Genomic DNA, 22094 nt, shown 5'->3' on the forward strand with positions numbered 1-22094 from the left:
AGGTCAGTCAGAAGTTGATCCGCAGTCCAAGCTAAGCGCCGCCGGAGGTAAAGTCTTGATACTGCCAAGCCCTGTGGCAGGAGGCAAGATTAGCGGTTTTTTTACCCTCGGCCCGCAGACCGCTCGTCCAGGCGCTGAGGGCTTCGGGACCACTGGGCACTCTCCTTGCATGGATGATGGTGACGCACCCAAGCGCAAAGCTGGTTTAGATGCCAAGACGGTGGCTGCATTGTTACTCATTTGCGTAGTTTTGACTATCGCTGCAGTCTATTATGCGAGGGTGCTGATTCCGACGAAGCCGCCTAGCAATTCCGATTTGATGGCGTCCATGGATTCCGCGATTTACTCGCCCATGATTTAACGCCTCGCTGGCTGGATATTTTCTGGTATTTTGGCTTTCGCGTCGTCAACCTTGACGTCCGTCGAAGACTCGAGGCGCGGTTTTGGCACATCCGCCAGCAGCTTCTGCCCCCCCCCCTGGTAGACCAATGCTTTCATCTTATGTTTTCTCCTTGTTCAGGTTATATGGGGTAGGTTCAGCGGAAGCGGGAGAGATTATCGAGGACCGTCTCAAGGGCACCAGTTCAAGGGAATCTTAGTCCTTGCTTGCGTATGCTACGGGAGCGCACCTAGTCATTACACTTATTTACATCCGAAGAGTAACCCGTAAGCGATATTTCGTCGTTGAGAATATCCGCCGTCGCCGGGGATTGACGGCGCCGCCAGAACAGTTGATCAGGCCAGCGAGGTTGAGCGCCATAGTAGAGATTTCGTTGCGATAAGTAGTTTTGCCAGAGTTGGCGTTGTTGCTTATCATATCTCTGGACATAAGAATTCTGCCTGTCCAATCCGACTACACCTTGTAGACAGTCGGTCAACGCGTAATGGATCATGTGCCCGGCACAACTGGCCGTCCGAAGAGCCTTGTCGATGCCCTGTGACGACAATGGATCATATGCTTGCGCCGCATCGCCCACCGCCATCCAAGCGTCTCCGCAGAAATCCAATAATCGCTGGCTACCGGCCGGTGCGCCTCGAATCGTTCCACGGGGTCGATAGTCTTTGGCTTTGAGCAATGGCGCGATATGAGTTGAGAGGTCTAGCAATTGATCGAAGCCGTCGCGAGAAGCAGCCATTCTCGCCGCAGGTAGGTCCGAATCAGTGTGCAATACCACCAAACGCTGGGGTTCGTAGTTTTCCGTGCTTGGCAATCGGTTGCTATACCACCAGCCATATGGTGCAGCCTCGATCCGAGTATAGCGGTCATCATCGTCGCCAGCGCAAGAAAACCATTGCGCATAGGCGAACAACTGGTCGTCCTGGACGGTCTCGACACCCAGCGTCTTGGCCAATACCGCCCTCCGGCCTGAACAGTCTACCAAATAACGTGAGTGATGATGCTGGGTCTGTGTGTTCGAGGTCAGGGTCAGTCGCCAATTGAAGGAGCGGTCAGCAATACGTGAGCAGGATTCGAAGCGGGCACCCTTGAGCAAGGTCGCGCCGGCCGCAACCGCTTTCGACCGCATGGCATCATCGAAATCTAGTCGATCGACACACAGTCCGAAGCCTGTCTGCGTGAAGAAAAAGTCAGATATATCAGCTTTGTCGGTCTCCCACTGCGATAGGTTTCCGATTGTTCTGAAAAAGCTTGTAAAGTCCTGTCCCGGACCTTCGAGGTCTCCGAGGAAGTGCTCAACAAGACCGATGGACACCGGCGGCAGTGATTCGCCAAGTTTGAAGTTGGCGGATACTCGCCTCTCCACCAGTAACACTCGCCGATCGTACTTAGCCAGCGTGATCGCTATTGCGGCCCCAGCGGGCCCCGCACCGACGACAATAACGTCCCATGTCGTATTCGTCAGGCCGCGTGCGGTTGACAGCACGTATCAATCACTTTTGACCGGCGGCCGGTCCAGGGCTGGATTACGCTCCTGTTCGACGAACACGGTCTCGCCGTTATCTTTCAAGAACTCGCCGTTCTCGGCCTTGATTGGGAGCACCATCCCGAGCTTCGACCAAGCATAAACCATCTGATTATAACCATCAGCGGACGATAGCGGTTCTCCTTTTGCATCGTATCCGCGGAACCACTCTTTATAAGTTCTAGTCTGGTTCGTTCGATCGTACTCGAAAGCGATATCTGGCCGCTGCGTCGGCCACCATGCTGCGTTGCACGACCAAAAGTCGCCTTGCCAGGGACTCGACATGAAAGCTGCGAGCGAGCCAGGCTCAACGTCTTTTCCTACACGAAACGGTCCAGCGAAATACTCCGAATACAGAATTAAGTAGGGGAATTCTATTCCTGGGTGGAAGCCACCACCGATTGTCGGTTCGAGCGCAGAACTGTCCAGTGCATGCGGCTGCTCTTCCAATGGCAATTGTTCCAAAGGCTCGAATGTTAACGGAGTGCCAACCTCGAAGTCACCGTTTGCCCAGTTCTTCAAATGTTCCAACTGCCAGTCAGTCAGGCTCAAGAATTCATCCGGCAAATTGTTGCCTAATTGCTGGTTCTGTAGAGGCTTACCGCCCGTGCCCCACAGCTTGGGCATCTTGTAGGCTTCCACAGGGCTTACAAACTCTTGACTCTTCCAACTGGTTGGCCGTTGCGGCGGAGCCGGCATCAACGAATCAACCAACCTACCGCGTTTTCCAGGCGCATACCGCATCAGTCGATAGATCATCTGTCTATTTGGCTTGCTTTTGTCAGACGGATCGGTAAATGCCAACATGTTCGCAGGGCTAAGCAAATTTCCCGGCTGCCTTGGACCGTGGGCAATATTCTTGGTGCTTGGCGTGACGCCCGCCGCCTCAGCGCTCACCCACCCGTAGTTAACCGCCATGGCAAAGACCGGATAAATATCGCGGTAGAAATTCGTCTTCATCCCGGCGTAGGGATAAGCTTCGGGAAAGGCCTCATATACGCGATCCAGAATGGACACAACGTGGTACATGTAAGGTGAGAACTTCGGAGGTGCAGTGACTATCCATGCCCCTGCTTGCGGATTCCTGATACCTTCGTCCGTTTCTGATTTTACGTTGTCGCGGGTACTCAAGACAGTACCATCCTTGAGCATGACCGTGACATCAATTTCACCACCACAGGTATCATCCCACCAACCCGGCACATTGAAATAAGAGAATTGATTCGTTAGCGGGTTATTGCCGTTCTCCGGCCCATTCGGCGGACTGTGCGTTTCACTCGGGTTCGACAATGCGACTTTAGGTGTCGTGACGCATTCGCTTTTCCCAGACGCGGGAACGAATAGCAAACGGCCGCCCGAATCCAGATGAAGCCGTCCCAATTCGATACCCGTGGCAGCTTTGTAATTGACCTCGACTTCTTTTGAAGGATCCTGGGGCGTAAAGCCCTCGAAACGCAATTCGCCCGGCAACATAACTTTTCCTATGCCGACGAAAACATCACCCGTCATGACGACCGGTTCTGTCTGACCAGAGGCAATCGTATGTACACCAGCATCAATGATCAATTTGTCTCGCTCAATCGGCTTCTTACCGGGCTGGATGGACGGGTTTCGCAGTTTGTCTGGATCGAACAAATACGCACCCTGGAACGCATAATTCGCGGCTTTCATGTTCCTGACATGGACACGCCAGCGCATAGATTCGACCAAGCCGGAATCCGACGTTAGCTCCGCGACGACCTTGCCGTCGGCATCATAGCCATAGACCCGATACCGCTGCGCTTGGCGTTTTAAACGAAGCCCGCTGTCGCGGTAGGTTCCACCGTTCGGCCCCGGACCGCCGCTGCCACCCGGATCAACCACGATCCCGGGAGCTTCGGGACCGAGGTAAAACTCGTCGCTGTCCCCCAGCCGAGCAATGCCGATGCCCGGGTGAATGCGAATGCTATTGATTGTCTCGGCCACAACTTATCTCCTCTGGAGTCGCGGAAACCGCTGCAATTCAATCGGCGCTTCACAGGCCACCTACGACCGTCACCTACCGTCAGCAGATGAGGCGAATTCCAGGCTACTCAGAGAGAGCGGTCCGACAACAAGATTTCCCAATCCTGCAAGTCGCCAGAGGCGACAACGTACCGGTTACCGACATGTTCTATGTCAGCATAGGTCAACCCGTTTGCTCGCGCATGAGAGCGGACGGCAAAACCACTGCCGAAGCTCGCTCTGATCGATTTATCCACACGAGCGTCCGCAACAGAGCCGGCGGAGTTTTTAGAATTTTCCCATATCTTCGCATTTGCAATGCCGGGCACCAATAAAACAGAAGCCGCACCGCATGCGTTCACGAAACCTCTTCGCCCGATGTCCATGTTTCATGGCCTTTTCGAGAGTTTCTTTTCTGTGCAGAACAGTACGTAGAACTTATCGAATTTGTCAAGACTTTTGAACAGGTTTTCTCACGCGAGCCGCTGACGGCGCGGCTGGCACGGTGGTGCCGGCGTGATTTCGGGGGATGGCTGTTTGCGGTGTCTGGTCGTGTCAGGCGCCGGCGTTTCCTAACCGTCAGCTGATCCCCGCCTTGTAGGGTTTTGCGTGCTCTGCCTCTGATCTTCTGATTAGCCGCAGAGGCTGGCATTGGGTCGTGGTCGAGTAGCTAGGCCATTTGGCTTCGCCCTCACGTATCCAGGCAGGCGGCTTTCCCGCACCCGGCTCTTCCTGGAAGGAAGCCCGCGTCATGCCGCGCGTGGTATCCAGGGATGTGTGATCCAAGGCTGGGGCAAGGGCAAGCGCGCTGTAACATCTTCGAACGCGGCGTTTGCGATCATCCGCCCCTTGATCGACGAGGTGCGGCTCATGCCGGAGCATGGCGAGCTGCGGGTGGAGATCCGCGGCGTCCTGGCCGGGATCCTGGCTTTATCGGCCCAAAACAACGTAACCGGAGTGAGCCTCCCACGGGCCGGGCTGTAATTTACCAGGCGGCTTCTGCGACGCGCTGTGGCATCCAGAATGCTCTGATGGCGGGGATAACGAGCGAGATGTCGTGGTAGGCGACCTTGAGGTACTCTTTTGTGTCGATGCCGTTTGGCGCTGGGTCCATGGGGGCTCCGATCTGGTCGGCGCAACAGAGCATGATCGGCAGCATGAGGCCGCATTCGATGCCGCGTGCGTCGTGCAATGGCGCCCAGGCGGTCCAGCGCAGCTTCATGGCATGGACAGTCCCGAGCAGGAGGTCATCTTCCGCCAGCTTCACGAGTCGGACCGGCTTAGCCTGTCCGACTTCACCGAGATGGGTGATCTTGGTGCTTTAATCGCCGGGCAGAGGCTCGAGCATCGGCTTTATCACTTCCGGCTGATCTGGTCGGACTTCGAGCATGCCCACGTCATCCTGGGCGGGGAGAGTTACGTCGCTCCAAGCTTCACTTGTGGATATCCGATGACCTCACTTCCCCCTCTCCTTCGTCTCGGTGGCGCGGCTGGAACTCTCCAACCGGCCCATCTCCCGGCTCTACCAATGCGCCAACATGTTGCATAAAACGCGCCATCCGTGCCGCCAGCGAGATCAAAAGCACACCGCCAGCCATGGCCACCACTCCCACACGGAACAGCAAATCATAGCTGCCCGTGGCGTGAAACAGGTGGGAGAGGAACGCCGCAGCGGCGATTTGCGTCACCGCATAGACCATGGCCGCCAGCCCCCAATCAGCTGAGAGGCGGGAGGACGGCACCATCCCCGCAATTGCGCCGGCGACCAGCATCACCGTCCCCAACGCCACCGCGCCCACACAAAGAGCCGACAGAACCAGAGCCGGGGCCGCCTGCGTGAACAACGGTATCGCCACGGCACAGCCCATCACCACGAAGCCCGCCACCAGCGTAGGCAGAAAGCCAAACCTATCGGCGGCACGGCCCAAAAGCGGCGGCCCCAGCGTAGCAGCAAGCCCTATCCAGGCAGCCATCATCGCCCCGGCCGCCACGCCGCGGCCAAGACCAATGGCCACGAAGCTGGACCAGAACAGCATATGCGGCATGAAGCCGAACGCCGAGAACGCATAGGCGGCGATCAGCACAACCACTACCAGCGGCGGCAGGCCCTTGGCGGCATGCCGGAGCGGCGGCTCTATCCGCGCGGGCGGCATGATCACTGCCACGATCAACGTCGCGGCGGTGCACAGCGCGCCCAGCGCGGCCCAGGTGAAAACCAGCCCATAGGTCAGCAGATGCGGTATGGCCAGCGCGCTGAATGTCATCCCCCCGCCCATACCCGAAAAGGCGAAACCACTGACCCGCCCACGCGCGGCAGCGGGCGCTTTACCCACCACGGCCGAGGCCATCAGCACCATCAACACCCCGCCGGTTAGCCCCGACACCAGCCGCCAAAACCCAAACCAGGCAGAGCCCCAGTTCAATGCGCAACACGAAGTGGCCGCGGCTGTGAAGCCCATGGCCAGCAGCAAGGCTGGTTTACCGTGATATCCGCGCCGCCACGACCTGGACAGCGCCACGCCGATGAAATAGCCCGCCAGATTTACGGCTGCAAACCAGAAGGCACTGTCGGCACTGTACCAATGCGCCCTGACCAATGCCGGCACTAGCGGTGCAAAACTGAACCGTGCCACGCCGATCCCCACGAACATAGCCAGCAGGCCGCTGAACGCCATGCGGTTGACCGCGACAGCCGGCACGCTTTGCGTCATGGCCCTGCCCTTCCGTCTTTCTCGCAGGTGAAGGATTGCTGTCGTGCGGCAATGCCCCCTCAACTCCAGAACACCACTGTCTTGTTGCCGTTCATCAGGACACGCTGAGCCAGATGCCACAACACCGCCCGCGCCAGCACGCGTTGTTCGATATTGCGTCCCTTGCGCACCAGATCATCCGGCGTATCAGCATGGCTCACGGCCTCCACGTCCTGGTAGATGATCGGGCCTTCATCGAGATCGGTGGTGACGTAATGCGCGGTTGCGCCGATCATCTTCACGCCATAGGCGTGCGCCTGGTGATAGGGCTTGGCGCCTTTGAAACTGGGCAGGAAGCTGTGATGGATGTTGATGCAGCGCCCGCTCAATGCCGCCGTGAAGTTGGACGAGAGGATCTGCATATAGCGCGCCAGCACGACGAGATCGATGGCGAGTTCGTTAATGAGCCGGATGATTTCAGTCTCCTGCGCCGCTTTGGTGGCGGGCGTTACAGGCAAGTAGTAGAAGGGGATGGCATCGAGTTCGGGAGCGTTAAGCACGCTCTTGTGGTGGTTGGAGACGACGCCGCAGATCTCCATGTCGAGCTCACCCAGCCGCGTTCGATAGAGAAGATCCGCCAGGCAATGATCAAACTTCGAGACCAGCAGGAGCACGCGCTGGCGTTCTTCACGCGCACGCAGCTGCCAATTCATCGATAATTGCCTGGCCAGATGTGCAAACGCAGCTTCGAGCACCAGGCGGGCGCACGTCGTGACAAATTCAACGCGCATGAAAAACAGGCCGCTCTGCGGATCCTGGAATTGGTTAACCCCGCGGATATTTCCGCCATGTTCGAAGATGGCACCACTGACCTGAGCGATGATGCCGGGTTGGTCATGGCAAGAGAAGCTGAGTGTATAAGACGTCGTCATGAAAACTTGACCTTGACAGCAGGGGCATGAATGAAACGCTGGCGATCGAGCCAGGAAAACAGGCCCGAAATGCCGCCGAACGGATAAAAATGAGCGAACACCTCGCCATGGCGGCTCGGCGTAAATCCACCCAAGAAGTCACTCACAAACTGGTCTGGCCCCGCATGGCTTCGCAACCGCGTCAGAGAAAACCCGTATCTCGCCAGCACTGATGCCGATGCGCCCACACCGCACACCGCCGCATAACGCAGCAGCGTGCGCATGTTCGCGGGACCAGGTATACCCAGGCGAACGGGCACAGTTATGCCGCTGTCGCGCAACTGTGCGAGCCAGACAAGAACCTGCTCGGCGGAGAAACAGAACTGCGTCGCTATTTCCGCATTTAGACCCAACTCATCCACTGCGCGAAGCTTGTCCCGCATCGCCTGCACCAAAGCCTGCGGCGGGATTTTTGGATGACCTTCAGGATAGCCTGAGATCACCACATGACGAATACCATATTCGGCGAGCAGGCCGGTTTTGATGACCGCCAATGCATCCTCGAACGGTCCCTCAGGCTTCCCGCAATCTCCCGCGAGAACAAGCAGCCGATCCACATGCGCCATTGACGCCCACCCCGCCAACAGACGCTCCAGCGCCTGGCGGCTGGGCAAGCGGCGAGCAGCGATATGCGGCATTGGATTGTAATGAAGCGCCCGGATTGCGGCTGCAGCCTGGAGTCTGTCGTCATCGGACTCGTTGGGCAGAAATGGAATGGCGACAATTGTGCCCGGCGCGAACCTGGAAGCGCTCGCAGCGAGATTTGCCGCCTCCTTGGCAGTTGCCTCCATCGACAGCCCCTCCAGGCAGCTCCATGTCATTTCCTCCGTCATTTCCTCACTCATTTTCATCATCTCTGTCGGTTTTGCTTCTGATGTCGGTATCGGAACCATTGGTCGTCTCCGGGCAGAAGAGTCGCCCGCTGAACCAAAAGACTTGGAAATCCACGAAAACATTCTGGACGAAGCGAAAGCAATCAGGATCTTTTAAGCGCATGCGAGTTCATGATACTGCCCCGCGACACGGCTTCCTGCTCTTGTGCTTAGGCCGCCGATGTTCCGGCCGGCGGCTTATCTACGTTGGCGCATTCGGTAAGACGCAAGCCCGCCCTTCAGCATTCGACAAAATTAGCCGCCAACCCGCCGAGCGACGTCTCCTTGTATTTGGTGTTCATATCCTCGCCGGTCTGACGCATTGTCGAGATCACCTGATCGAGCGAAACGAGATGGGAACCATCACCACGTTTGGCGAGCGAAGCCGCGCTAATTGCCTTGATCGCGCCGAAGGCGTTGCGCTCGATGCAGGGAATCTGCACCAGCCCGCCCACCGGGTCGCAGGTCATGCCCAGATGGTGCTCCATGGCGATCTCGGCGGCGTTTTCCACCTGCTGATTCGTGCAGCCGCGCGCGGTGGCGAGCCCGGCCGCCGCCATCGATGACGCAACGCCGACCTCGCCCTGGCAGCCAACCTCGGCGCCCGAAATCGAAGCGTTGGTTTTAAACAAGCCACCAATCGCAGTCGCCGCGAATATGAAGTTGCGCATGCCCTCGTGCGAGGCGCCAGGGCACATCTCAAGGTAATAGCGCAAGACCGCGGGAATAACGCCTGCGGCCCCGTTGGTTGGCGCGGTGACGATCCGGCCGCCGGCGGCGTTCTCCTCGTTCACCGCCATCGCGAATAGGCTAACCCAGTCCATCTTCTCATGGGGGGCGAGGTCGTTGCGGCTGGTATCGGCTTCAAGCCGCTTCCGTAACGCCCGCGCGCGGCGTGGCACTTTCAGCGTCCCGGGCAACAGGCCTTCGCCCTGCAGGCCGCGGTCGATCGCCGCCATCATGATGGCGATCACGCGGTCGACATGCGCCAGCACCTCGACGGGCGGGCGGAGCGCCACCTCATTCGCGCGGACGATCTCGGCAATCGTCAGCCCCGTGTCGTGGCCGATCCGCAGCAGATCGACCGCGTTGGAGAACGAGTACGGCACCTGCGTGGTGATGGCACCGAGGTCGACAGGCGCATCCTCGCGCGCCACGAACCCGCCGCCGATCGAGCACCAGCGTTCGGTGGCCACCAACGCGCCGGCACCGTCAAAAGCGTCGAACGCCAGGGTGTTGGGGTGACGCGGCGGGGTTGTCTCGCGATCAAAGACAATGTCCTCAGCCGGAGAAAAGGAGATATCCCTGCCCCCCAGCGTCAACGCGCCACGCCCGGCAATCTGCGCCACCAGGGCGTCGGCATGGTCGGGATCGACCGTTTCGGGCAGTTCGCCCGCCAAGCCCAGGACCACCGCCTTGTCGGTGGCATGGCCTTTGCCTGTCCATGCCAGTGAACCAAACAGCGTGACCCGCAGCCTTGCGACACGGGGCAGCTGCCCCGCCTCCTTCAGCCCACTCATGAAGAGATGGGCTGCGCGCATCGGCCCAACCGTGTGCGAAGAAGAGGGGCCGATGCCGATCTTGAACAGATCAAAAACGCTGAACATCTGCTAAACCGCGTATTCGCGGCTGACGATGGCGAGCAGGTTCCAGACATAAGGCGCGAAGGACCGCCAAACCTCCAGATGAAACCGCCCCTCGCTCTGGCGCCACAGCACGGCCTCCGCCTTGCAGAAGATCGTGCGCGTCGCCATGCCGACCGGAAAGGCGGCGAGGTCGAAGTCAAGCGGGCAGCCGCCATTGAGAATATCGGTGACGGCCGTTCCTTCGAGTACGACGCCGGTCTGGCGGTGGCTGATGTCGGCAAGCGAATAGCGCCCGTCCGTCAGCCGCGCCTCCAGCACGGCCGCCACCGGCACCGCTTCAGCCTCGGACAGCAACAGCAGCCACTCATCGGGGCCGAGGCGCAATGCCGTACGCCCATTCGCCGCAGATGCTCGGTTCACGGGCACGGCCAACTCCACACCCAGGGCTGCCGAGGCGGTTGAGATGGAGGCTGCTGGCAGGCGCAGCGAGAAGCGGGCGCCGCCATTGACCGGGGTGCAGCGCCGGTCAATGGCTTTGCCGCTGAGTGGAAAGAGCCGTGGCATCGGCTTCGTCTGCACAAGATTATCCATTGAGCCTGACTCCTTCGGGATCGTAGAAGACGGATGAGACGACGGTGACGCGGGCATTGCCGTTCTCGAGCGGCACGTACAACTGCTCTCCGGTCCGTGCCCGGCCATCGCGCAGCAGAGCCAGCGCGATGGAACGGCCAAGCGCATCGCTCCAGTACGAGGACGTGACATGGCCAAGCATCGTCATCGGCTTGGGCTGCGCTGGGTCGGCGACGATATGCGCGCCCTCCTCCAGTACATGGGCGGGGTCGTCGGTCAGCAGGCCAACGAGTTGCTTGCGGTTGGTCTGCGCGGCGAACGCGGCGCGGGCCAGCGCACGCTTGCCGACGAAATCCGGCTTGGCCTTGCCTATCATGCCGGCATAGCCAACATCATCGGGCGTGACTGTGCCGTCCGTCTCCTGGCCGACGATGATGTAGCCCTTCTCCGCGCGCAGCACATGCATGGTCTCCGTGCCGTAAGGCGTGATGCCATACGGGCGGCCGCTCTCCATCAGGTCTTCCCAGACGGCGCGGCCATAATCCGCCGGCACGTTGATCTCGAAACCCAGCTCGCCGGTGAAGCTGACGCGGAACAGCCTAGCGGGGACGCCCGCAATGCGGCATTCCACCATGCTCATATGCGGCATGGCCTCGGCGGAAATATCCGCCCCCTCGACCAGCGGCTGCACGACCTCGCGGGCCATCGGCCCCTGCACCGCGATCACGGCGTATTGCTCGGTGGTGGAGGTCAGCCAGACATCGAGTTCGGGGAACTCAGTCTGCAGGTAGTCCTCCATCATCGTCAGCACGCGCGCCGCTCCACCCGTGGTGGTGGTAACGTGGAAGCGCGTGTCGGAAATACGGCCGATCACACCGTCGTCAATGACGAAGCCGTCCTCGCGCAGCAGGATACCGTAGCGCAACTTGCCGGGCTGCAGCTTGGTCCAGGCGTTGATATACATGCGGTTAAGAAACTCCGCCGCATCTGGGCCAACGACCTCGATCTTGCCGAGGGTTGAAGCGTCGAAGATGCCGACACCGTTACGCACCGCGCGGCATTCGCGGGCAACCGCCTGGCGCATATCCTCAGTACCGCGCGGAAAGTAGCGCGCGCGTTTCCAGAGGCTGACATCTTCGAACACCGCGCCCTGGGCCGCCGCCCAGCTGTGAATCGCGGTGCGGCGTTCCGGCTCGAAGAGTTCGCCACGCGCATACCCCCCGAAATAGCCGAACGGCACGGGCGTATAGGGCATGCGGAACGTGGTCGTGCCGATCGCCGGTACCGGCTTGTTCAGCACCGGCGCCATGATCCCAAGCGCGTTCATGTTCGAGAGCTTGCCCTGGTCAGTTGCCATGCCGTTGGTGGTGAAGCGCTTCACATGCTCCACCGAGCGCATGCCCTCACGCAGCGCCAGCACGACATCCTTGGCCGTAACGTCGTTCTGGTAATCCAGGAAGGCGCGGACCGAGCCAGGATCTCCATGGTAGGGCACGGCGCCTATGAAGCCGCCCTGGGCCAGCGGCGCGTTAGCCACCTGATAGCTGGCCGCGCCGCCACCTGCCGCGGCGCCGGAGTCCAGCACCTCCTTAAGCGACTGCAAGCCAGCCGCGCTGCCCGCAACGCTACACGCTTCCGCCGGCGCACCGGGGAGGAATGCGTCGAGCGTGCTGTCGAACACGAGCTTGCCGCGGCTCTGCGAGAATAGATGCACGCTGGGCGTAAACCCGCCGGACATCAGCAGCACGTCGCAGCTGACATGCTGCCCGCTGCCGCCCGCGATCGGCTTGATCGTGGCGCCGGTGACGCGCAGCCGCCCGTCAGTGCCGGCAATCGTGGAAGCCGGAAACACCGGCAGCCCCGCCTTTTGTGCGGCGGTCACCAACGGCCCGCCCGCATCCGGCCGCAGATCCACGATCCCCGCGATCGCGCAACCGGCGCGATGCAGCGCGAGGGCGGTACGGTAGGCGACATCGTTGGCGGTGAACACCAGCGCCCGGCGCCCCGGCAGCACACCGTAACGCTCCAGATAGATGCGCGCCGCCTCCGCGAGCATGATACCAGGGCGGTCGTTGTCGGGGAAAACCAGCGGCCGCTCGATGGCGCCCGCGGCGATCACCACCTGCTTGGCGCGCACCTGCCACAGCCGGCCGCGCGGTTTGGAATCATCCCACTCACCGTCATGGTCGGTCAGGGACTGCGCCAGCCCGATCATGTTATGCGGGAAGTAACCAAAGGCGATGGTGCGCGGCAGAATCTTCACCTGTGGGTAGGCTGCGAGCTGGACCAGCGCCGCCTTCAGCCATTCAGCCGCCGCTAGACCATCGATCATCGCCTCGGGCTCGGCCAGGAGCGACCCGCCGGGCTCGGATTGTTCATCGCACAGGATCACCCGCGCGCCGGTTTTCGCGGCGGCCAGCGCCGCAGCCAAGCCGGCGGGCCCGGCGCCGACCACCAATACGTCGCAATGGGCAAAACGCTGGGCATAACGGGCGGCGTCAGCGGTCTTCGGCGAACGGCCGAGACCAGCCATTTCCCGGATACGCGGCTCGAAGAACTTCGTCCACGCCTTCCTCGGCCACATGAAGGTCTTGTAGTAGAACCCAGCCGGGAAGAAGCGCCAGAACACATCGTTCACGGCACCGTAATCGCGCATGAGCGAGGGAGAGCGGTTTTGGCTCTCCGAGGTCAGCCCGTCATACAGCTCCACCTGGGTAGCGCGCAGGTTGGGCGTGAAATGGGCGTCATCACGCCCCACGCCGACGAGCGCGTTGGGCTCCTCGCCGCCGGCGGTGAGGATGCCGCGCGGACGGTGATACTTGAACGAACGGCCGACGAGGTGCACGCCGTTGGCCAGTAGCGCCGAGGCCAGCGTATCGCCCGGGTGGCCGGTGTAATGCTTGCCATCGAAGCTGAAGGTGAGCGTGCGGGAGCGGTCAATCCGCCCCCCTGTGGAAAGCCGATAGGGCTGTGTCATGGGAGCGTCTCCCCGATGCGATAACTCGCCTCGATCTGATCGGTATAGGTGTTGCGCTTCACGTTAAAGAACCGGCCGCAGCCATAGGCGTGGCGCCAGCGCTCGGCATGGTCGCCGCGCGGGTTCTTGCGGAAGTAGAGGAATTCGGTCCAGGCCGTGTCGTCCACCGTACGGGGGGCGGCGGCGCGCACCACATGCGCCTCGCCGCCATAGGCGAATTCGATCTCGGGCCGGTTTCCGCAATACGGGCAGGGTATCAGGAGCATCTCTTGGCTTCCCTTAATGGGCGACCGCGGCGGCAGCAGCTTCATCGATCAGCTGTCCGGCGCCAAAGCGTTCGAGGTTGAATGGGGCGTTGATCGGGTGCGGCTCGTCCTTGGCGATCGTGTACGCAAGGAGGTCAGCCGCACCAGGCGTCGCCTTAAAGCCACCCGTGCCCCAACCGCAATTCACATACAGGCCGGGCACCGGCGTCTTGCCGAGAATCGGCGAACGATCCGGCGTGACATCGACAATGCCGCCCCAATTGCGCATCATCCGCATGCGGCGGAAGATGGGGAACAGCTCGCAAATCGCCTCCAGCGTGTGCATTGGAATATGCAGCGCGCCACGTTGGCTGTAGGAGACATACGCATCCGTGCCCGCGCCGATCACCAGCTCGCCCTTGTCGGACTGGCTGATATAGGCGTGGATCGTGTTCGACATCACGACACACGGGAAGATCGGCTTCACCGGCTCCGACACCAACGCCTGCAACGGATAACTTTCGAGCGGCATGCGCAGACCGGCCATCTCCATGACCAGTGACGTGCTGCCCGCGGCGCTGACACCGATCTTCCGTGCACCGATCCGCCCGCGCGTGGTCCGTACCCCGGTCACATGGCCAGCGGCGTCACGGTCGATGCCGGTAACCTCGCAATTCTGGATGATATCGACACCGAGCGCATCCGCCGCACGGGCATAGCCCCAAGCCACGGCATCGTGACGCGCCGTTCCCGCCCGGCGTTGCAACGCGGCGCCAGTCACGGCATGGCGCATACCCGGCGCGATGTTCAAAGGCGGGCAGAACGCCTTCGCCTGCTCCGGCGTCAGCCATTCATTGTCAACACCATTCAGGCGGTTGGCGTAAACGTGGCGCCTGAAACTCTGCTCATCGTGCACATTGTGCGCCACCATCAAAACGCCGCGCTGCGAGAACATGACGTTGTAGTTGAGGTCCTGGGACAGCCCCTCCCACATCTTCAGCGCATGATCGTAGAGTGCGGCGCTCTCATCGAACAAGTAGTTCGAGCGGATGATGGTGGTATTGCGCCCGGTGTTGCCACCGCCGATCCAACCCTTCTCCAGCACCGCCACATTGCGGATGCCGTGCTTCTTGGCCAGATAATAAGCCGCGCCAAGCCCATGGCCGCCGCCACCAATAATGATCGCATCGTAAGATTGTTTTGGTTCAGGATCGCGCCACTGGGGCTTCCAGCCTTTGTGGCCGTTCAGCGACTGCTTGATCAGCGCGAGAGCGGAATAGCGTTGCATCGGATCATGATGTCCTAGGCTTTTGGTTGATTTTGTTGGCTTTGGAGATACCGCGGGCAAGTTTTCAGCGGAGCGACGGATAGAGCGGGAAGGCTTCGCACAGCGCATTGACTTTCGCGCGCACCGCCGTCGTCACGGCATCCTCGTTGGGCTTGCCGATGACGTCCAGCATCTCCGCAATCAAATCCGCGACCTGCTCGAACTCGCGGGTTCCGAAGCCGCGCGTCGTGCATGCGGGCGTACCCAGCCTGATCCCCGAGGTGATCATCGGTTTTTCGGGATCGAACGGGATACCGTTCTTGTTGCAGGTGATGCCGGCGCGATCTAGCGCCTGCTCGGCGGCTTTGCCCGTCAGGCCTTTCGGCCGCAGATCCACCAGCACGAGATGCGTGTCTGTCCCGCCTGAGACGATGCCGCACCCGCTTTGTGCCAACCGGTTGGCCAGCGCGGCAGCGTTATCAACAACCGCGCGCGCATAGGTCTTGAATTTCGGGCTGAGCGCCTCGCCGAAGGCTACGGCTTTCGCCGCGATGACATGCTCCAGCGGCCCGCCCTGAAGCCCAGGGAACACCGCCGAATTCAGCTTTTTTGCGATGGCTTCGTCATTTGTCAAAATCAAGCCACCGCGCGGGCCGCGCAAGGTTTTATGAGTCGTGCTGGTTACGATATGCGCATGCGGGAACGGGCTGGGATGCGCGCCCGCCGCCACCAAGCCGGCGATATGGGCGATATCGACCATCAGATAGGCGCCGACCTCATCGGCAATTGCACGGAAACGGGCAAAATCAATGACGCGTGGAATCGCCGAACCGCCAGCGATGATCAGCCGTGGGCGATGCTCATGAGCCAAGCGCGCCACTTCATCATAATCGATGGTCTGTGTCTGCGCGCTCACGCCATACTGCACGGCATGCAGCCACTTGCCCGACAGCGTCGGGGCAGCACCATGCGTCAGATGTCCGCCATGGGCTAGGCTCATGCCCACGAGGGTATCGCCTGGGTTGAGCAGCGCAAACAGCACCGCACTATTGGCCTGCGCGCCCGAATGCGGCTGCACATTGGCAAAGGCGCAACCGAACAGCTCCTTGGCGCGATCAATCGCCAGTTGCTCGATAACGTCGATGTATTCGCAGCCGCCATAATAGCGTTTACCGGGGTAACCTTCAGCGTATTTATTGGTGAGAATGCTGCCCTGCGCCTGCAGAACCGCACGAGATACAATGTTTTCACTCGCGATCAGTTCCAGCCCATGGCGCTGGCGGTTGAGCTCATGTGTCAATGCATCTGCGATTGCCGTATCAGTGCGTGCAAGATCAAGATCAAAAAAATCCTGCACGTCTTGTAGCACTCCGCCCTGATCAGGTCTGATCTTTTCTACAACATTCATGAGCACATCTCCTTCCCATCCCGTATTTTTTCTAATTCATACCAATACCGTGTGACGCGGGATTTTGGTGCCCGCGCCACACGGCGGACATCACTTCACAATCAGATGTTCGGGCCCATAGGGGAAGCCGGTGATGTTGCGGTTGCCGTCTTCGGTGATCACGAGAATATCATGCTCACGATAACCGCCAGCACCCGGCTTGCCTTCGGGGATGGTGATCATCGGCTCCATAGAGACGACCATGCCCGGCTCCAGAACGGTTTCGCAATCCTCACGGAGTTCGAGCGCACCTTCACGGCCATAATAATGGCACAGTACACCAAACGAGTGGCCATATCCGAACGAGCGATACTGCAGCAGCCCTTCAGCCGCATACATCTCGTTCAGCTCATGCGCCACATCTGCACAGCTGTTGCCCGGCACCAGCAGCTCCTTGCCACGATCATGCACACGGCAATTGAACTCCCACAAACGAATGTTTTCAGCGGTCGCGGTTTCGGCAAACAACGTGCGCTCCAGCGCGACATAATAGCCGGCCACCATCGGGAAACAGTTGAGGCTCAGAATGTCGCCACGCTCGATCTTGCGACTGGTCACCGGGTTGTGCGCACCATCCGTGTTGATGCCGGACTGGAACCAAGTCCACGTATCAAGCAACTCAGCATGTGGCCAAGTCTTGGCGATTTCGCGCACCATCGTCGCCGTCGAATGCAGGGCCACCTCATGCTCCGGCACGCCCACCTTGGCGGCTTCCACGCAGGCTGCACCACCGATATCGGCAATCTTCGCCATCTTGGTGATGTGCTCGATTTCCTCGGTCGATTTGATCATCCGCAAGCGCTGCGCGGGATACGCAATGTCAACGAACTCGATGGTCGGGAACTCAGCCTTCAGCTGATTGAGCAGATCAATATTTACATGATCAAATTCGATGCCCAGCCGCTTCACGCCACCAACCAATTGGTCTACGGCATGGAAGTAGTTGTCCTTCCGCCAATCAGTGTACGTGACATTGCCACCAAACGTGCGGCGCCAGGGCTGGCCACCATCGATGCCCGCGGAAATGCTGGTCGATTTATTGTGGTCAACGAGCAGACCATAACGGCGGCCGAAATAACAAAACAAGAAGTCTGAATAATAGCAAATATTGTGATACGACGTGAACAAAGCCGCATCGATATTCCGCTCGGCCATATACCCACGAATGGCGGCCAAACGGCGCTCCATCTCCTGCGCGGAGAAAGTCGGCTGCACCTTCTCACCATTATTCGCAAAATTTTGTAAACGTTCCCGCTCCATGTTCATCTTGGCCATCTGATCCACGTTCGTTTTCTCCATTATAATTTTTCATCGTTGGCGGTTGCCGCCTTTTTATAAAGGACCGTGTATTTACAGCATCGTCAAATGATATGTTTTCAGCCTAAGATGAGTTTTTTTCATCTTAATGGCTTGTTGTGCACATGTTGACCGAACCGCCTAGTGCAAGTGATTCAGCTGGCCAGACAAGTATCAGCGGCACCGGACGAAGCTACTTAGCGCCCCCCCCTGAAGGCCGGCAGGCATAGCTTGATTGCACTAATGGCGCGCGTGCATCCCAAACGCCGTGCAGCCGGACAACGAATGCCCGGCTGCACGATCTTATTCCGATATCAGATTATCAAGCGCGCCCCAATTACACGCGCCTGACAAGCTTGTTTGCGGTTATGCCTTTCGGCCCGCCCCCACGTACACCTCAGCAGATGCGATCGCCTTGAAATACGACCTAGCTAGTGCCCAATAAACCAGCCCCGCGGAGATGATGCCTGCCTCAAAACTCAAATCGCCCCACCCTAGAAGATTCGCCATCAACGGGCTGGCATAGGTCGACGAGTTGGAAAAAGCTAGAGACATAATGATGCCCATGGCAAAGGCGATTACACCCGGCCAGAATACACCATTTTGGTACCAATACCGTCCAGCTCCCCACTTCATCATATCGACGGAGTTGTAGTTTCCGTTACGCAGGAAGTAGTCCACGATAACAATCGCTGCCCACGGCCCCGTCCAGAAGACCATGTAGTTCAGAAAATTCTGATACACATCGAAAAAGGTGCCGTAATATACTACAGCAACCCGTACACCGATCGTGAATACGGCAATGACCGCCAGCGAGACAAGACGCGTCATGGGCAGGCGCAGCGCCAGCAGCCCCAAGCTCGCCGTATAACCATTCGGAACATTGGCGGCAACGCCACCAAAAATAACAGCAATCAGCAGCGGTATCATGAACCAAGTTGGCAAGAAATGCCCCAACTGACTCACAGGGTCGTTGCCCAGATTACCACCAATAGCGATCGCGAATACCACACCAATGACTTCACACAAGGTAAGAGACACGAACTGCCCGAGACCGGCCGACAGCGCGATCTTCTTCCAGCTCATGCCCGATGGAAAATAGCGGCTGTAATCGGAAGCGAAGTTCGTCCAACCAATCGGGTAGGACACGACGACCCCCAACGCGACCAGCCAAGCGCCGAACGTGCCTTGATGGTTGTTGAAGGCCAAAAGCTGCTGCATCGGCACATGCGGTACCACAAAAAATGCCAGGCCAACAAAGAGCGCAGCCAGAACCACAGCAATAAGCCCTTCTGCCGCAATGATCGTGGCGTGCCCATATATCGCGACTATTAGTTCCGCCGAAAGAACAAGCGTAAGCGCAACCCACACAGCATCATGCCCGCCGAACCCTGCAAGATTGAATAGTTCCTCAAGCGCCTGCGTGGCCACGATCGAATTGATAGAGAACCAACTTAGCGCCGATATCACATTGACGATTTTCGGTAGCACAGACCCCAATTGTCCGAAGCAGGCACGTGACGTCATCATACCCGACGTCCCAGTCCTCGGCCCCTGGATCGAGGTCAGGCCAACCATCAGACATCCGATCAGGTTGCCAATGACGATCGCCATAACGGCCTGGCTGAATGTCACACCAACCGAGAGCGCGAACGCTCCCGTGACGATAACGACATAATTTACATTCGCGCCAACCCACAACTTAAACAACTCGAATGACGAGCCATGGCGGTCGGCAATCGGTATCGGGTCGATCCCATGCCGCTCAACTGCACCAACCTTGTCCGCCTTGATGGCGGCACTTCCCTCGTAGTTCACAACATTATCCTCCGCTTTTTATTATTTCGGCTTTATTTTGGTTTTATGACGGCTGCCAGAGCGGCTCCTGCTTCAGGGCAGTCGATATGCCTTCAACCGTTACGTCGAAGAGAAGCTTGCCCTTTTCCTCCGTCGCGTCGGCCGGCGAAGAGAGGCAGCCAGACGGCGGCGTCCATTCGGGAATTGGCGGAAACACCGTGTAGGGCGGAAATTTTGCCGGAGACTGAACTGGCGCAAGCGACATATCAACGAGCTCAGGCTTGAGATGCAGCATCAGAGAGGTTTCAAGAATGCCGCCATGCTCAACGTCCCAGCCTGTGAACTCATCCGGGAAGACTTTCTTGATCGTGTCCTGCGTCACAAAATCCCAATAGGAGATAATGATTACGCGAAAATCCTCTATCCCACTCCACTTCAGCTCCTGGATGGCGAGTTCAATGCCCTCGGTGGCGAATGGCAGATTTTCATAATGGCCATTGATCACCGCCACCCGGCGGGCGCCATGGCGTCCGAACTCCTTCAAAACGTCTCTCAGCGCCAGACTCAGCGTGTGGCCATCTAGGCTGGTGGTGCCACAGAGATGGTTGCCGCCACCACTCTTCTGCTGTGACTTCGCGCCATACGCGAAAGCCGGTGCAACCAGAGCTTTGATATTCTGCGCCACAGCCTTGGAGATGGCTGTGGGAATAACCACGTCCGGATTCATCGACATGTGCAGACCGTGTTGTTCTAGAGCCCCCAGTGGAATTAGCACCGGCTGGCGCTCATCCACCACGCGGCGCCTATATTCGGTCCAGGCCAATTCATCAATTGAGACGCTAACCATAAGATTATCTCCTTCTTGTGTAACACGGCAGTTTGCCGTGTGACTTTCCCCGTTATTGTTTTTCGATGTGTTTTATCTACATCACATGCGTTGTTTTAATCGTCGACAGCTAAACACTTCCCGACACTCAGTCTCCCTGTGTGCGTTGAGCGCTTACTTCTCAAAAGGCAGAACCGTACCCTCCGGGAAAACAAAAGCCGGGGCCAATTGCCGAAAGACGTTCGACGTCTTTGTGTAAACTTGTGACCATGCCAGAACCATTTTCAACGATCACGCGAACATTATGTGCGCCGCAACCACCGATGCCTCACTTGTCCACAGGGAAGGCGATTATCAGCTCCATAGACACGATCACGCCAATTGAGTTTCCAACGGATAGCCGCAACGCCGGCTCCTGAATGACAAACGCTGCCCTCCGTTTCCAGAAGCCTCCCCTTTTAGCCCCTCCATTGCCTGTTCAATCCTTGTTTACTTTACGATGACATCGGGAACATCTGGCCACACCCGCCACGCCCCCAGAGACATCGGGAGGCCATATTCGGCAAAAGTGCAATCAGGCATTCCCAAAATTCACGGCACGGGTTAAGATTAGTTTTCTTCACCAGACAGGCCTTGTCAAAAGAAAAAAACTCATTTTAAGTTGAGAAATCTTCACCTATTGGGGGCGGCATGGGCTATACGCCATTAAATGCTCTAAGGGTATTTGACGCGGTGTTCCGGCACGGAACCTTCTATGGCGCGGCGGAAGAACTCAGTGTGACACCGTCTGCGATCAGCCATCAAATGCGGCACCTTGAAGAATGGCTGGGAACGAGCCTGTTTGATCGGAGAGGAAAACAGCTTAAGTTTGATTCAAGTGCCGTTTCACTCGCCGGGGCTCTGCGCCTTGCATTTGCTGATATTGACACAGCGTGCCAAGAGGTGCGCCGAAAGAACAAAAAACAGCAACTGACCGTTGCGGTCATCCCATCTGTTGCAATTTGCTGGCTGATCCCGCGGTTGCCACTCTTTCGCGAAGCGCACCCTAAGATCGATCTCAAAATCATATATGCCATTTTTGGCCATGAAACTAATTTTGAGGATGTGGATATTGCCATTGTTTACGCAAAGGATAAGCCGATTGTAGCGAAAATGGATGCGGTTCGGCTGTTGTCAGGCGCAAGCGCCCCCGTTTGCAGCCAAAGTTTTGTGGATAACCATCCCAGACTTGCCACGGCCGAGGACGTCGCCAAATGCAATCTGCTGCATGATACGGATACGTCGGGTTGGCATGCTTGGCTCGGAGAGGCCTATCTGTCGGAGAGCAACGGCTTGGCAGATATTATCTTTGAGGATTTCAATCTCCTGCGCGCCGCGGTTTTGGCGGGCCAGGGGATTGCGCTCTGCCCTACGGAAATCATCCGGAATGATCTTGAGGCGGGCCGGTTGATAAAGCTGTCGGACCGCACCATTGACGATGAATATAATTATTTTGCGCTCCGCCGGTCCGCGCCTGCAAATGACCCCGTGAATATCTTTTTTGACTGGCTGAGCGGGATGGTGGATCTGACGTAACGCCATGAAGTGCTCCTCTTAAAGTGGTCCAAGATCTGGGTCATTCAACCAGACCCAACCGAAGTGACCC

General features: G+C 58.6%; 19 protein-coding genes and 1 pseudogene. 4 read left to right on the forward strand and 16 right to left on the reverse strand.

Annotation, left to right across the window (positions count from 1 at the left end; all coding sequences use genetic code 11):
* Window positions 1-361 (forward strand): hypothetical protein (locus HNP71_RS14115; RefSeq protein WP_221246933.1); only part of this gene is annotated, 361 nt, incomplete at its 5' end.
* Between the two features lie 268 nt (window positions 362-629).
* Here the strand turns inward: HNP71_RS14115 and HNP71_RS13720 are convergent.
* From HNP71_RS13720 to HNP71_RS13730, 3 genes are all read right to left on the reverse strand, one after another.
* Window positions 630-1883, reverse strand: coding sequence for an FAD-dependent oxidoreductase (locus HNP71_RS13720; protein WP_183267515.1), 1254 nt, complete (start codon window positions 1881-1883; stop codon window positions 630-632).
* Window positions 1884-1886: 3 nt separating this feature from the next.
* On the reverse strand, window positions 1887-3887 hold the full coding sequence (locus tag HNP71_RS14380) for a LodA/GoxA family CTQ-dependent oxidase (RefSeq protein WP_183267516.1): 2001 nt from the start codon (window positions 3885-3887) through the stop codon (window positions 1887-1889).
* A 107-nt stretch (window positions 3888-3994) separates the two neighbouring features.
* Window positions 3995-4291: a twin-arginine translocation pathway signal protein gene (locus HNP71_RS13730; RefSeq protein WP_183267517.1), complete on the reverse strand. Its 297-nt coding sequence runs from the start codon at window positions 4289-4291 to the stop codon at window positions 3995-3997.
* 391 nt (window positions 4292-4682) lie between these two features.
* Here HNP71_RS13730 and HNP71_RS13735 point away from each other — a divergent pair, with 391 nt between their 5' ends.
* Window positions 4683-4889 (forward strand): hypothetical protein, encoded by a 207-nt coding sequence (locus HNP71_RS13735; protein WP_183267518.1) that lies wholly within the window; start codon window positions 4683-4685, stop codon window positions 4887-4889.
* Window position 4890: 1 nt separating this feature from the next.
* Here HNP71_RS13735 and HNP71_RS13740 read toward each other — a convergent pair whose 3' ends face one another.
* Entirely contained in the window at window positions 4891-5172 is a 282-nt protein-coding gene (locus HNP71_RS13740) for a hypothetical protein (RefSeq protein WP_183267532.1), read from the reverse strand.
* Between HNP71_RS13740 and HNP71_RS13745 the strand changes: the two are divergent.
* Window positions 5146-5331 (forward strand): annotated as a pseudogene (locus HNP71_RS13745) (IS21 family transposase); the annotation flags it as partial. The gene HNP71_RS13740 and the pseudogene HNP71_RS13745 overlap by 27 nt on opposite strands.
* Window positions 5332-5338: 7 nt before the next feature.
* On the opposite strand, the gene HNP71_RS13750 reads toward HNP71_RS13745, so the two are convergent.
* From HNP71_RS13750 to HNP71_RS13805, 12 genes are all read right to left on the reverse strand, one after another.
* Window positions 5339-6616: a YbfB/YjiJ family MFS transporter gene (locus HNP71_RS13750; RefSeq protein WP_183267519.1), complete on the reverse strand. Its 1278-nt coding sequence runs from the start codon at window positions 6614-6616 to the stop codon at window positions 5339-5341.
* Between the two features lie 59 nt (window positions 6617-6675).
* Complete coding sequence (purU, locus tag HNP71_RS13755; protein WP_183267520.1) at window positions 6676-7527, reverse strand: formyltetrahydrofolate deformylase; 852 nt, start codon at window positions 7525-7527, stop codon at window positions 6676-6678.
* On the reverse strand, window positions 7524-8459 hold the full coding sequence (locus HNP71_RS13760) for a methylenetetrahydrofolate reductase (protein WP_221246935.1): 936 nt from the start codon (window positions 8457-8459) through the stop codon (window positions 7524-7526). The genes purU and HNP71_RS13760 overlap by 4 nt, the downstream gene beginning before the upstream one ends.
* Window positions 8460-8677: 218 nt before the next feature.
* A complete protein-coding gene (locus tag HNP71_RS13765) occupies window positions 8678-10045 on the reverse strand; it encodes an L-serine ammonia-lyase (protein WP_183267521.1) in 1368 nt (455 codons plus the stop codon).
* 3 nt (window positions 10046-10048) lie between these two features.
* Window positions 10049-10615, reverse strand: coding sequence for a sarcosine oxidase subunit gamma (locus HNP71_RS13770; RefSeq protein WP_183267522.1), 567 nt, complete (start codon window positions 10613-10615; stop codon window positions 10049-10051).
* Window positions 10608-13571: a sarcosine oxidase subunit alpha family protein gene (locus tag HNP71_RS13775; protein ID WP_183267523.1), complete on the reverse strand. Its 2964-nt coding sequence runs from the start codon at window positions 13569-13571 to the stop codon at window positions 10608-10610. The genes HNP71_RS13770 and HNP71_RS13775 overlap by 8 nt, the downstream gene beginning before the upstream one ends.
* Complete coding sequence (locus HNP71_RS13780; RefSeq protein ID WP_183267524.1) at window positions 13568-13837, reverse strand: sarcosine oxidase subunit delta; 270 nt, start codon at window positions 13835-13837, stop codon at window positions 13568-13570. The genes HNP71_RS13775 and HNP71_RS13780 overlap by 4 nt, the downstream gene beginning before the upstream one ends.
* Window positions 13838-13850: 13 nt before the next feature.
* Complete coding sequence (locus tag HNP71_RS13785) at window positions 13851-15104, reverse strand: sarcosine oxidase subunit beta family protein (RefSeq protein WP_183267525.1); 1254 nt, start codon at window positions 15102-15104, stop codon at window positions 13851-13853.
* 64 nt (window positions 15105-15168) lie between these two features.
* Window positions 15169-16491 (reverse strand): serine hydroxymethyltransferase, encoded by a 1323-nt coding sequence (gene glyA, locus HNP71_RS13790; protein ID WP_183267526.1) that lies wholly within the window; start codon window positions 16489-16491, stop codon window positions 15169-15171.
* Between the two features lie 90 nt (window positions 16492-16581).
* Window positions 16582-17805: an aminopeptidase P family protein gene (locus tag HNP71_RS13795; protein ID WP_246344238.1), complete on the reverse strand. Its 1224-nt coding sequence runs from the start codon at window positions 17803-17805 to the stop codon at window positions 16582-16584.
* A gap of 387 nt (window positions 17806-18192) precedes the next feature.
* A complete protein-coding gene (locus tag HNP71_RS13800) occupies window positions 18193-19644 on the reverse strand; it encodes a cytosine permease (protein WP_183267527.1) in 1452 nt (483 codons plus the stop codon).
* A gap of 43 nt (window positions 19645-19687) precedes the next feature.
* Entirely contained in the window at window positions 19688-20470 is a 783-nt protein-coding gene (locus HNP71_RS13805) for a creatininase (protein WP_183267528.1), read from the reverse strand.
* 669 nt (window positions 20471-21139) lie between these two features.
* Here HNP71_RS13805 and HNP71_RS13810 point away from each other — a divergent pair.
* Window positions 21140-22024, forward strand: coding sequence for a LysR substrate-binding domain-containing protein (locus HNP71_RS13810; protein WP_183267529.1), 885 nt, complete (start codon window positions 21140-21142; stop codon window positions 22022-22024).
* Window positions 22025-22094: the final 70 nt, after the last annotated feature.

The organism is Acidocella aromatica (assembly GCF_014201825.1).
Lineage (GTDB): Bacteria > Pseudomonadota > Alphaproteobacteria > Acetobacterales > Acetobacteraceae > Acidocella > Acidocella aromatica.